Origin of the sequence: Mycobacterium bohemicum DSM 44277 (genome assembly GCF_001053185.1) — a bacterium.
Lineage (GTDB): Bacteria > Actinomycetota > Actinomycetes > Mycobacteriales > Mycobacteriaceae > Mycobacterium > Mycobacterium bohemicum.
This window is the reverse complement of the sequence record NZ_CSTD01000002.1, coordinates 545,383-557,826: the sequence shown is the minus strand read 5'-3', so window position 1 is coordinate 557,826 and position 12,444 is coordinate 545,383. Positions and strand designations below refer to the sequence as shown.

General features: G+C 67.5%; 13 protein-coding genes and 1 pseudogene. 10 read left to right on the top strand and 4 right to left on the bottom strand.

The features are described from left to right. Positions 1–21 precede the first annotated feature (21 nt). The 4 genes from BN971_RS12800 to BN971_RS12785 are packed head-to-tail and all read right to left on the bottom strand — an operon-like array spanning position 22 to position 3,552. On the bottom strand, positions 22–459 hold the full coding sequence (locus tag BN971_RS12800) for a carboxymuconolactone decarboxylase family protein (protein ID WP_085182647.1): 438 nt from the start codon (positions 457–459) through the stop codon (positions 22–24). Continuing rightward, positions 459–1,313, bottom strand: a complete 855-nt coding sequence (locus BN971_RS12795) for an NAD(P)-dependent oxidoreductase (protein WP_085182648.1) — start codon at positions 1,311–1,313, stop codon at positions 459–461. Before BN971_RS12795 ends, BN971_RS12800 begins: the two co-directional genes overlap by 1 nt. Further along, positions 1,310–2,059, bottom strand: a complete 750-nt coding sequence (locus BN971_RS12790; RefSeq protein WP_085182649.1) for an SDR family oxidoreductase — start codon at positions 2,057–2,059, stop codon at positions 1,310–1,312. Before BN971_RS12790 ends, BN971_RS12795 begins: the two co-directional genes overlap by 4 nt. 14 nt (positions 2,060–2,073) lie before the next feature. Further along, positions 2,074–3,552, bottom strand: coding sequence for an aldehyde dehydrogenase (locus BN971_RS12785; RefSeq protein WP_085182650.1), 1,479 nt, complete (start codon positions 3,550–3,552; stop codon positions 2,074–2,076). 192 nt (positions 3,553–3,744) lie between these two features. Between BN971_RS12785 and BN971_RS12780 the strand changes: the two genes are divergently transcribed. From BN971_RS12780 to BN971_RS12740, 10 genes and pseudogenes are all read left to right on the top strand, one after another. Beyond that, a complete protein-coding gene (locus BN971_RS12780) occupies positions 3,745–4,374 on the top strand; it encodes a TetR/AcrR family transcriptional regulator (protein WP_085182651.1) in 630 nt (209 codons plus the stop codon). Next, positions 4,371–5,597 (top strand): cytochrome P450, encoded by a 1,227-nt coding sequence (locus tag BN971_RS12775; protein WP_085182652.1) that lies wholly within the window; start codon positions 4,371–4,373, stop codon positions 5,595–5,597. The genes BN971_RS12780 and BN971_RS12775 overlap by 4 nt, the downstream gene beginning before the upstream one ends. Next, positions 5,598–6,416, top strand: coding sequence for an SDR family oxidoreductase (locus BN971_RS12770; RefSeq protein WP_085182653.1), 819 nt, complete (start codon positions 5,598–5,600; stop codon positions 6,414–6,416). After that, positions 6,413–7,780: a cytochrome P450 gene (locus BN971_RS12765; RefSeq protein WP_085182654.1), complete on the top strand. Its 1,368-nt coding sequence runs from the start codon at positions 6,413–6,415 to the stop codon at positions 7,778–7,780. The genes BN971_RS12770 and BN971_RS12765 overlap by 4 nt, the downstream gene beginning before the upstream one ends. A 2-nt stretch (positions 7,781–7,782) precedes the next feature. Next, positions 7,783–7,989 (top strand): ferredoxin, encoded by a 207-nt coding sequence (locus tag BN971_RS12760; RefSeq protein WP_085182655.1) that lies wholly within the window; start codon positions 7,783–7,785, stop codon positions 7,987–7,989. 2 nt (positions 7,990–7,991) lie between these two features. After that, positions 7,992–8,546, top strand: coding sequence for a nuclear transport factor 2-like protein (locus tag BN971_RS12755; RefSeq protein ID WP_085182656.1), 555 nt, complete (start codon positions 7,992–7,994; stop codon positions 8,544–8,546). A gap of 142 nt (positions 8,547–8,688) precedes the next feature. Next, entirely contained in the window at positions 8,689–9,816 is a 1,128-nt protein-coding gene (locus tag BN971_RS12750; protein WP_085182657.1) for an NDMA-dependent alcohol dehydrogenase, read from the top strand. A 33-nt stretch (positions 9,817–9,849) separates the two neighbouring features. Beyond that, positions 9,850–10,803 (top strand): annotated as a pseudogene (locus BN971_RS25780) (NADH:flavin oxidoreductase); the annotation flags it as partial. Between the two features lie 368 nt (positions 10,804–11,171). Then, on the top strand, positions 11,172–11,840 hold the full coding sequence (locus BN971_RS25775) for an FAD-dependent oxidoreductase (protein ID WP_346425727.1): 669 nt from the start codon (positions 11,172–11,174) through the stop codon (positions 11,838–11,840). A gap of 16 nt (positions 11,841–11,856) precedes the next feature. Beyond that, positions 11,857–12,276, top strand: coding sequence for a ketosteroid isomerase family protein (locus BN971_RS12740; RefSeq protein WP_085182659.1), 420 nt, complete (start codon positions 11,857–11,859; stop codon positions 12,274–12,276). Positions 12,277–12,444: the final 168 nt, after the last annotated feature.

Sequence of the window (12,444 nt, the reverse complement as noted above, 5' to 3'; positions counted from 1 at the left end):
CGTGTCGGGCGGACACAGCCCTCACTCGCTCGCCTTGCCCCCGTGCATCTTCAACGCGGCGTCCACGTTGGCCTTCTTATCCTCCCCGCCACCCTTGGCCGCGGCCTTCTTGCGCTTCGCCACCACCGTGCTGACCGCGCCGTTGAACGCCGAACCCAGCGGGAACCCGAGGTAGTGCGTCAGGAAGACCGCCATCTCCTTGAGCTCGTCCTCGGTCAGTTCGCCGTTGAGCAGCGCGGCGTTGATCTGGATTTCGGCCAGGTCGCGACTGCCGATGGCGGTCACTGCCGTCAGCGTCATGATGCGCTTGTCGCGCATCGACAGTCCGGGCCGCGTCCAGATGGTCCCGAACAGGTGGTCGACGGTGAGATCGAAGTACGAGTCACCCTCGACGTTCGGCATCTCCCAGCCGTAGACCTCGTTCATCTTCTCGAGGCCCTTGCGGCGCAGCTCGTCCATTACGTCTCTCCCTGTGTGTGCGGAACGCCAAGTCCGTCGGCGAGGTTCTGCAATGCCAGCTTGGCGAGCGGCAGTTCGACGCCCGTCGATTCCCCCAGTCCCAGCGCCAGCGCCAGGTCCTTCTCGGCGAGGCCCCGGGCGTGCAGGAATGGTTGGTAGAGAAAGTGATCCGGCTCCAGGGGGCCCATGTTGTCACGGATCATGATGTTGCCGGCGCCCGTCGACGCCTCGGTGTGCCGCACCACCCGGCCGAGCGCCTGCAGGTCCAGCCCGGCCGCCTCGGCCAGCCTCATGGCCTCGCACGCCGCGGCGTAGTAAGTGAACGTCAACATGTTGCGCGCCAGCTTCATTCGCGTTCCCGCCCCGGGCTCGCCGGCGTGGATGATCAACGACGCCCACTGCTTGAACACCGGCTTGATCCGCTCGTAGACCGCGCGCTCGGCCCCCAGCATGGTGGCGAGCTCGCCCTTGGCGGCCACCGCCGCGCCGCCACTGACCGGTGCGTCGACGACGTGGATGTCCCGCGGCCTGAGCGCGGCCGCCAGTTCGACGGCGGTGGCGTCACTGATCGTGGAGTGGATCGCGATGATGGTGCCCGGCTTGGCATGTTCGGCCAGCTGGCCCACGACCTCGCGCACCTGAGGGTCGTTCAGCACGGTGACGCTGATGACGTCGGCCTGGGCGACCTCGGCGACGCTCGCCGCCGCGGTGGCACCCGCGTCGACGAACGGCGTCATCGCCTCGGCGCGTATGTCGTACACGACGAGGCCACCCGGCCAGTCGAGGTAGCGCTTGGCCATCGGCGCACCCTGGTTGCCGAGCCCGATGTAGCCCAGCTTCGGCTCGGTCGTCATGACCGGATGATCTGTCCGCCGTCGACATTGAAGATCTGGCCCGTGATCCACGACGCCTCGTCGGAAAGCAGAAACAGGCACATCCCGACGAGATCCTCGGGGGTCCCCATGCGCGACAACGGGAGTCCCTTGACGATGTCCTGGACTATCTCCTGGGGGGTGGTGGTCCGGTTGGCCTCGGTGTCGATGGGCCCCGGCGCGATCGCGTTGATGCGGATGTTCTGGCCGCCCAGCTCACGCGAAAGCTGTTGGGTGAGGCCGTTGATGCCGACCTTGGCCAGGCCGTAGAAGTTGGCGTACAGCCAGGCGGCGGTGGACGACTGGTTGACGATCGCGCCGCCGCCGCGCTTGGCCATCTTCTTGTACACCGCCCGCGTGCACCAGAGCGCGCCGTCGAGGTTCACGCTCATGAACTTCTTGTAGTACTCGGGGTCCACCGTCAGCAGGAAGTCGAGCTTCATGCCGCCGAAGATGGCGGCGTTGTTGACCAGGTAGTCGATACCGCCGAACTCGGCGAGCGTGCGGTCGGCCATCGACTTGGCCGACGCCGGGTCGGACACGTCGACCGCAATGCTGATGGCCGTTCCGCCTTCGGCGGCGATCTGCTTGGCCACGCTCTCGGCCGCCTCGCCCTTGATGTCGGCCACCACCACCGCGGCGCCCTCGCGGGCCAGCGCCTCGGCGTAAGCCTGCCCGATGCCGCCACCGGATCCCGTGACGATCGCGACCTTGTTTTCGAACCGCATGCTTCGAAGCTCCTTTAGTTCACCGCTGTGGCAATGGTTTTGATTTCCAAGTACTCCTCGAAACCGGCCAGACCCATCTCGCGACCGTTCCCGGACTGCTTGTATCCCCCGAAGGGCGCGTCGGCCGAGTACCACACGCCGCCATTCACATTGATCGTGCCCGCGCGCACCCGCGCGGCGACGCCGGCCGCCCTATCCGGGTCGGCCCCGAACACGGTGCCCGACAGACCGTATGGCGAGTCGTTGGCAATGCGCACGGCGTCGTCGTCGCCGTCGTGCGGGATCACCGTCAAGACGGGGCCGAATATCTCCTCACGTGCGCAGCGGGCGTCGTTGCCAAGGCCCGCGATCACCGTCGGCTCGATGAAGAAGCCCTTCTCACGGTCCGCCGGCCGGCCGCCGCCGCAGGCGAACGTCCCGCCCTCGCTGATGGCGGAGTCGAGATAGCCCTCAATGCGGTCCCGTTGGCGCGCCGAAATGACCGGCCCGCAGATGGTTCCGGGATCTTGCGGATCGCCGGCCTTGATGCCGGCCATCGTTGCCGCCGCGATCGAAACCGCTTCGTCGTACCGCGCGCGCGGCACCACCAGCCGGGTCGTGATCGCGCACCCTTGCCCGGCGTGCATGCACACCGAGAATCCCGCCACGCCCACCGCACCGCCCAGGTCGGCGTCGTCGAGGACGATGAACGCCGACTTGCCGCCCAGTTCGAGGAACACCTTCTTGATGGTCGCGGCGCCGTCGGCCATCACGCTGCGGCCGGTGGCCGTCGACCCGGTGAACGAAACCATATCCACCCGAGGGTCTTTGGCCAGCAGCGCACCCACGCCGTGGTCGCTGGACGTGACGATGTTGATGACACCGGGCGGGAAGTCGGTGTGCTCGGCAATGAGTTCGCCCAGCACGGCGGCGCACCAGGGGGTGTCCGGCGCGGGCTTCAGGACCACGGTGTTGCCGGCGGCCAGGGCGGGCCCGATCTTGGCGAGATTGATCTGATGCGGGAAATTCCACGGGGTGATGGCACCCACGACACCGACGGCCTCACGGGCAATGGTGCGCCGGGTACGGATCCCCATCGGCGACGCTTCACCGAGATCCTGGCGGTACTCGTATGATTCGGCGGTATCCGCCGCAAAGGCCAGGTCGTTCACCGGGACCTCGAGCTGGGCGATGCTGGTGAGCATCCGGGGCGCACCGACTTCGGCGATGGTGATCTCGCGGAGTTCTTCGAGGTGCTGTTGCATCGCGTCGCGCAACTGCCGCACGCATCGGACCCGCAGTTCGGTGTCGCGCGACCACTCCGTGTCGTCGAAGGCCCGCCGCGCCGCGTCGATGGCACGCTCCATGTCGTCGGCGCCGCCGTCGGCCGCGACCCCGAGCACCTCCTCGGTGGCCGGATTGATCGTCGGGAAGGTGCCCGCGCTACCGGTCGAGAACTTGCCGTCGATGAACAGTGCACTCACGCCGTCGGCCAACAGGGTCCTCTGGGCCATGTGTCGCTCCCGCCTTTGAGAAGAATGGGCACAACCGAGTGGACAGTTGTCCGACTATTGCCCGTTGGCACCATAGCCCTCGCGGCCTCGAGCGTGCAAGGGTCAGTCCCGACCGCGCAAAACTATGCCCGATGAACAGGTTGTTTCCCAAACGGTCTTGCCTGGAGTCCAACCGGTCGTTAGTTTGGACATGTGTCCAGCGATGCCCTCGTGGCGACGGCTTCCCAACCCGAGCAGCAACCGGGTGGGACGCCCCGCAACCGCCGCCAGGAGGAAACCTTCCGCAAGGTGCTTGCGGCCGGAGTGGAAACGCTGCGCGAGAAGGGGTACGGCGACCTGACCGTGCGCGCGGTCGCCGCCCGCGCGAAGGTCGCCCCGGCCACGGCCTACACCTATTTTTCGTCGAAGAATCACCTGATCGCCGAGGTCTACCTGGACCTGGTGCGGCGCGTCCCGTACTTCACCGACGTCAACGACCCCATGTCCAGCCGGGTGGAGCGGACGCTGCGGCACCTGGCCCTGGTGGTCGCCGACGAGCCCGAGGTGGGGGCGGCCTGCACGGCGGCGTTGCTCAGTGGTGGCGGCGACCCCGCGGTCCGTGCGGTGCGCGACCGGATCGGCGTGGAGATCCACCGCCGCATCGCCTCGGCCATGGGACCCACCGCCGATCACAATGCGGTGTCGGCGCTGGAGATGGCGTTCTTCGGCGCCCTGGTTCAGGCCGGCAGCGGCGAGTTCACCTATCACCAAACCGCCGACCGGCTGGCCTATGTGGTGCGGCTCATCCTGACGCGCGCGGACGAGGAGACCGAAACACCATGACCGTGCGCATTGGCGACCACGAACTGGTCCTCGATCCCTACGATTACGACTTCCACGAGGACCCCTACCCGTATTACCGGCGGTTGCGCGACGAGGCGCCGCTGTATCGCAACGAGGAACTCAACTTCTGGGCCGTGTCGCGGCATCACGACGTGCACCAGGGCTTCCGCAACAGCACGACGCTGTCCAACCGCGACGGGGTGTCGCTGGATCCGGTGTCGCGCGGGCCGCACGCGTCGAAGACCATGTCGTTTCTGGCGATGGACGACCCGGACCACCTGCGGCTGCGCACCCTGGTGTCAAAGGGGTTCACGCCCAGGCGGATTCGTGAGCTCGAGCCTCGCGTCACCGAGATCGCGTTGCAGCACCTCGACGTCATGCTGGACAAGGCGTCCTCCGGCGGCATGCTCAGCGTCGACTACGTCGCCGAATTCGCCGGCAAGCTACCGATGGACGTCATCTCCGAACTCATGGGCGTGCCGCAATCCGACCGTGATCGCCTGCGCGCCATGGCGGACGGGGTGATGCACCGCGAGGACGGCGTCACCGACGTGCCGGCCTCGGCGATCGAGGCGTCGATAAACCTCATCGTCTACTACCAGGAAATGATCGCGCAGCGCCGCAAGAAGCCGACCGAGGACCTGACCTCGGCGCTGCTGGCCGCTGAGATCGACGGCGACCGGCTCACCGACGACGAGGTCCTCGGCTTCTTGTTCCTGATGGTGATCGCCGGCAACGAGACCACCACCAAACTCCTCGCCAATGCCGCCTATTGGGGAAACAAGAATCCCGACCAGCTGGTACCGGTCTACGCCGACCTGTCGCTGGTGCCGCTGTGGGTCGAGGAGACCCTGCGCTATGACACGTCGAGCCAGATCCTGGCCCGCACCGTGTCCGGAGAGCTCACCCTCTACGACACCACCGTCCCGGTGGGCGACATCCTGCTGCTGCTGCCGGGTTCGGCCCACCGCGACGAGCGTGCGTTCGTGAACCCCGACGACTACCTGATCGGGCGCGAGATCGGGCCCAAATTATTGAGTTTCGGCAGCGGCGCGCACTTCTGCCTGGGCGCGCACCTGGCCCGCATGGAAGCCCGCGTGGCCCTGACCGAATTGTTCAAGCGAATCCGCGGATATGAGGTCGACGAGGCCAACGCCGTCCGCGTCCACTCCAGCAATGTCCGCGGATTCGCCCACCTGCCGATGCGCGTGGAGGTCGCCTGAATGCCCCGCTTCGAACCACATCCCCAGCGCAGGCCGGCGCTCGTCGCCGGCGCATCGTCGGGCATCGGGGCGGCCACCGCGGTGGAGCTCGCCGCGCACGGCTTTCCGGTCGCGCTGGGTGCGCGGCGCGTCGAGAAGTGCGAGGGGATCGTCGAGCAGATCCGCGCGGGCGGCGGTGAGGCGATCGCGCTGCCGCTCGACGTCACCGATCCCGACTCCGTCAAGGGATTCGTGCACCGCGCCACCGAGCAACTGGGCGAGATCGAGGTGCTGGTGGCCGGCGCCGGTGACACCTACTTCGGGCGCCTGCACGAGATCGACACCGAGGCCTTCGAGTCGCAGATCCAGATTCATCTGATCGGCGCCAACCGGCTGGCCACCGCCGTGCTCCCGGGCATGGTCGAGCACCGGCGCGGCGACCTGATCTTCGTCGGGTCCGACGTCGCGTTGCGCCAGCGCCCGCACATGGGCGCCTACGGGGCGGCCAAGGCCGGCCTCATCGCGATGGTCACCAATCTGCAGATGGAACTCGAAGGGACGGGGGTCCGCGCCTCGATCGTGCACCCCGGCCCCACCAAGACCGGAATGGGCTGGAGCCTGCCCGCCGAGCTGATCGGTCCCGCGCTCGAGGACTGGGCGAAGTGGGGTCAGGCCCGGCACGACTACTTCCTGCGGGCGTCCGACCTCGCCCGGGCCATCACGTTCGTCGCCGAGACGCCGCGCGGCGGGTTCGTCGTCTCGATGGAAGTGCAACCCGAGGCGCCGCTGTCCAACGCGCCCAAGGAACGTCAGCAACTGAAATATCCGGAGGAATCGTGACGAGCCAACTCAAAGAAGTCCCGCGCGTTTCGGGCGGCGAGGAAGAGCACGGCCACCTCGAGGAGTTCCGCACCGACCCGATCGGGCTGATGCGGCGCGTCCGCGACGAATGCGGGGACGTCGGCTGGTTCCAGCTGGCCGACAAGCACGTGATCCTGCTGTCCGGCGCGCAGGCCAACGAATTCTTCTTCCGGTCCGCCGACGAGGATCTCGACCAGGCCGAGGCATACCCGTTCATGACGCCGATCTTCGGCAAGGGCGTCGTCTTCGACGCCAGCCCGGAGCGTCGCAAGGAGATGCTGCACAACTCCGCGCTGCGCGGCGACCACATGAAGAGCCACGCCGTCACCATCGAGCGCGAAGTGCGCCGGATGATCGAGAACTGGGGCGACGAAGGCGAAATCGACCTGCTGGAGTTCTTCGCCGAGCTGACCATCTATACCTCGACCGCGTGCCTGATCGGGACGAAGTTCCGCAATCAGCTCGACTCGCGATTCGCCAACTTCTATCACCAGCTCGAGCGCGGCACCGACCCGCTGTGCTACGTCGACCCGAACCTGCCGATCGAAAGCTTCCGGATCCGCGACGAGGCCCGAATCGGTTTGGTGGCGTTGGTGCAGGACATCATGAACCAGCGCGTCGCCAACCCGCCCGCCGACAAAGGCGACCGCGACATGCTCGACGTCCTCGTGTCGATCAAGGACGAGCAGGGCAACCCGCGGTTCTCCGCCGACGAGGTGACCGGCATGTTCATCTCGCTGATGTTCGCCGGTCACCACACGAGTTCGGGCACCTCGGCGTGGACGCTGATCGAGCTGATGCGCCACCCGCAGTCCTACGCCGACGTCGTCACGGAGCTCGACGAGCTCTATGGCGACGGCCAAGAAGTGAGTTTCCATGCGCTGCGCCAGATTCCGAAGCTGGAGAATGTTCTCAAGGAGACGCTGCGGCTGCATCCCCCGCTGATCATCCTGATGCGGGTCGCCCAGGGCGAGTTCGAGGTCGAGGGCTACCCGATTCACAAGGGTGATTTCGTCGCGGCGTCCCCGGCGATCTCGAACCGGATCCCCGAGGACTTCCCCGGTCCCGACGAATTCGTGCCGGAGCGCTACGACGAGCCCCGGCAAGAGGACCTGGTCAACCGTTGGACCTGGATCCCCTTCGGCGCCGGCCGGCACCGCTGCGTGGGTGCCGCGTTCGCCCAGATGCAGATCAAGGCCATCTTCTCGGTGTTGCTGCGCGAGTACGAGTTCGAGATGGCGCAGCCCCCCGAGAGCTACCGCAACGACCATTCGAAGATGGTGGTGCAGCTGGCCCGGCCGGCCAAGGTGCGCTACCGCCGTCGGGACAAGACGGGAGGCTGAGGATGGGGTATCGCGTCGAGGTCGACCTGGATCTGTGCCAGGGACACGCGATGTGCGAGCTGGAAGCGCCCGACTATTTCCGGGTGCCCAAGCGCGGGAAGGTCGAGATCCTGGACGCCGAGCCGCCCGCGGAAGCCCGCCGGGAAATCGACCAGGCCGTAATCGCCTGTCCCACAAGGGCGTTATCCATCAAGGAAACAGGAGAATAACCGTGGCAGAAAAACCGCCATTCTCGCGCGCGGAACTCGAAGAATGGGTGCAGTCCTGGCTTCAGGCCAACAAGGACTGCGAGAAGGCCGGCGACTGGAAGCCACTGGCGGCCTTCTACGCCCCGAACGCCACCTACGGCTGGAACATCGGGCCCAAGGAAGACGTGATGTGCATCGGGATCGACGAGATCCGGGACATCGCAATGGGTTTGGAAATGGAGGGGCTGGAGAACTGGAAGTACCCCTATCAGAAGGTGATCATCGACGACACGCAGGGCGAGATCGTCGGCTTCTGGAAGCAGGTCGTCGTCGACGACGACGGCACCGAGCGGGAGATCTACGGCATCGGCGGCAGCTGGATCCGGCTCAATGCCGACAAGCTCATCGAGTGGCAGCGCGACTTCTTCGACTTCGGCCACGTTCAGGCGCTGTACCTGGATCTGATGAAGGCGGGCAAGCTGTCGGCGGGCATGCAGCAGCGGATCGAGCGCAGCCTGGCCGGTGAGAAGCTGCCCGGCTACTACCCGCTGGGCAAGACCCCGGTGCCGATCTGGTGACTGCCCGACCAACCAAGCATTTGATTTGTCGCACGCGCTATGCTGACGCGACAGGGGTGCCCTGTGGCACTCGTCACCTCGCTGCCCGGCACGACATGGCCAGGCAGTCTCAGTTCAAAGGCGAAATGGGGTCAGGTCCAAAGTGAAGACAAAAGGCGCTCTGATCTGGGAGTTCAACCAGCCGTGGTCCATCGAGGAAATCGAGATCGGGGACCCGCAAGCGCACGAGGTCAAGATCCAGATGGAAGCGGCGGGCATGTGCCACTCCGACCATCACCTGGTGACCGGCGGCATCCCGATGGCCGGTTTCCCCGTGCTCGGCGGGCACGAGGGAGCGGGAATCGTCACCGAGGTCGGCCCCGGGGTCGAGGACATCGCGCCGGGCGACCACGTGGTGCTGTCCTTCATCCCGTCGTGCGGGCAGTGCCCCACCTGTCAGGCCGGCCTGCGCAACTTGTGTGACCTCGGTGCCGGGCTCCTCGGCGGCGCCGCGGTGTCCGACGGCACGTTCCGCATCCAGGCCCGCGGCCAGAACGTCTACCCCATGACGCTGCTCGGGACGTTCTCGCCCTACATGGTGGTGCACCGTAGCTCGGTGGTGAAGATCGACCCGTCGGTGCCGTTCGAGGTGGCCGCCCTGGTCGGCTGCGGCGTCACCACGGGCTACGGCTCGGCGGTGCGGACCGCCGACATCCGGCCGGGTCAGGACGTCGCCATCGTGGGCGTCGGCGGGGTCGGCATGGCGGCACTGCAGGGCGCGGTCAACGCCGGCGCCCGCTACGTCTTCGCCATCGACCCGGTGGAGTGGAAGCGCGATCAGGCGCTGAAGTTCGGTGCCACGCACGTCTACCCCGACATCTTCGCCGCCATGGCCGGCATGGCCGAGGTGACCTACGGCCTGATGGCCCACAAGGTGGTGGTCACCGTCGGCGAGCTGCACGGCGCCGACATCGACAACTACCTGAACATCACCCAGAAGGGCGGCACCTGCGTGCTGACCGCGATCGGCAGCCTGCTGGACACCAACGTGACCCTGAACCTGGCGATGCTGACCCTGATGCAGAAGAACCTGCAGGGCACCATCTTCGGCGGCGGCAACCCGCAGTACGACATCCCGCAGCTGTTGTCGATGTACACGGCCGGCAAGCTCAACCTGGACGACATGATCACCCGCCAGTACCGGCTCGAGCAGATCAACGACGGCTACCAGGACATGCTGGACGGCAAGAACATTCGCGGAGTGATCCGCTACACGGACGCCGATCGGTAAGCGCCGCGTCGTTTGACCGGCTTCCCGCATCTGATGGCGCCGGGGCGGATCGGCGCCATGACGGTGCGCAACCGGCTGGTCATGTCTCCGATGGAGACGATGTACGGCACCCCCGACGGGCTGCCGTCGGAGCGCACGCGCGACTACTTCGCCGCCCGCGCCAGGGGCGGCGTCGGCCTGATCACGCTGGGCGCCACCGGGGTTGACCATCGCCATCCCGAGACCCCCGGCGGCCTGCACCTGGCCACCGACGCCGCGGTCGACGCGCACCGGGCGCTGGTGGAGGTGGTGCACGAACACGGCGCCAGGATCCAGCCCCAGCTCGTGCACGCCGGGCCCGACGGGCTGGGGCCGGAGATCTTCGGCGTGACGTCGCTGGGGCCGTCGGTGATCCCGTCGTATCTCACCGGTCGGCCGTCGGCCGAGATCAGCCCGCAGCAGCTGCGCGAGGTGCTCGACCTGTTCAAGGCCGCGGTGCGCCGCGCCGCGCAGGCCGGGTACGACGGCATCGAGCTGCACGCCGCGCACGGCTACATGTTGCTGGGTTCCTTTCTTGCCCCGCAACGCAATCGGCGCACCGACGACTACCGGGGCGATAGGGCGCGCGGCCGGATCCGGGTCGTGCTGGACGCCCTGGCCGCGATCCGTTCGGAGGTCGGCGACGCCCTGCCGATCACGTTGCGCATCTCCGGCTACGAGCGGGTCGCCGGCGGTCGACCGATCTACGAAACAGCGGCCGTGGCAACCGAACTCGTCGGTGCCGGCGTCGACGCGTTCCACATCAGCGGCGGGGTGATCGATCGGCTGGTCACCGGCATGGTCAACGGCGCCGACGACGGCGACGAGGTCAACGTCGGCGCCGCCGCAGCGGTCAAGCAAGTGGTCGACGTGCCGGTGATCGCGGTCGGCCGAATCCATGACCCGGTCCGGGCCGAACGCATCCTGGCCGACGGCCGCGCCGATTTCGTCGCGATGGGACGCCCGCTGCTGGCCGACCCCGACTTGCCGGGCAAGCTGCTCTCCGGCCGCGCGGATCGGGTTCGCAAGTGCATCTCCTGCGAAAACTGCATCGACGCCATGGAACAGCGCTTCTCCGTCGACTGCGCGGTCAATCCCCGCACCGGTAAGGAGCGCGAACTGGCGGCGCCCCGCACCACCCGCGTCAAACGGGTGATGGTGATCGGCGGCGGCCCGGCCGGTTTGGAGGCCGCGCGCGTGGCCGCCGAACGCGGGCATCGGGTCACGGCGCGGAGCTGGGCGGGGCGCTGCGCTGGGCGTCGGCGCTGCATCCGGAGAACCAGCCGTTCCTGCGCTACCTGCGCGATGAAATCCGGGCCGGCCCGACGGAAATCCACGTGGGGCGTTTGGTTTCGGTGGATGAGGTGGTGCGGTCCGGTCCCGACGCCGTGGTCGTGGCCACCGGCGGCCGCGTCACGGTTCCCGCCATCCCGGGCGCCGGGCTGCCCCACGTGCGGACCGGGCCCGGATTGCGTGCGCTGCTCGGTGACGTCGGCCCCGCCTCCCGGCTGGCCGCCTGGAAGCAAAGGCTCGCGCGCCCCGGCGCGGTTCGGATGGCCAGCCGGGTCTGGATGCCGCTGGGCCGCAGGGTCGCCATCGTCGGCGGTGACCTGGTCGGTCTGGAACTGGCCGAGTTCCTCGCCGCCCGTGGCCGCTCGGTGTCGATACTCGAATCCGGCAAGGACATCGCGCCGGAGGTGGGCACCAAGCGCAAGACCGAGCACATGGATCGCCTGGACCGGCTGGGCGTCGCCGTCCACGTCCGCGCTTTGACCGAGCGCATCACGCCCGGAGCCGTCGTGTTTACACCGTCGGGCGGCAGCAGCCGGCGGCTGGCCGTCGACAGCGTCATCCTCGCCGGGACGGTCGAGCCGGACACCACGCTGTACGACGCGCTGGTCGCGGCGATGCCCGGCGCGCAGGTACACGCGGCCGGTGACTGCACCGGCCTGGGCCTCATCCGTAAAGCCACCGAGGAGGGCGCACGCGCCGCGTGCGCGATCTAGAGACAGGAGATCAACCATGACCCAGACCACCGAATCCCCGGCGTTGGCCGCCTCGCACGCCTCCTGGCGCTGCGTGCAGGCGCACGACCGGGACGGATGGCTCGCCCTGATGGCCGACGACGTCGTGATCGAGGACCCGATCGGCAAGTCGGTCACCAACCCCGACGGCAGTGGGGTCCGCGGCAAGGAGGCCGTCGGCGCGTTCTTCGATACCAACATCGCGGCCAATCAGCTGACCATCACCTGCGAGGAAACCTTCCCGTCGAGCTCGCCGCACGAGGTCGCTCATATTCTGGTGCTGGACAGCAAGTTTGAGGGCGGACTCACCAGCTCGGTGCGTGGGGTGTTCACCTACAAGGTCAACGACGCCGGGCTGATCACCAACATGCGGGGGTATTGGAACCTCGACATGATGAAGTTCGGCCAGGGCGAGTAGCAGTTCTGACGGGGCAACCACACGCGCCGCTCGACCACCTCGGGGTGAGTGATCAGCGGACGGCCAAGTCCCAGGCGTCACTGTGGGTTCGGGATAGCACGAAGTGCCCGCCTCACAGCGACAATCGAGTGGATCGGGCCAGGGCGACCGGCACCTGTCGCTATGAGG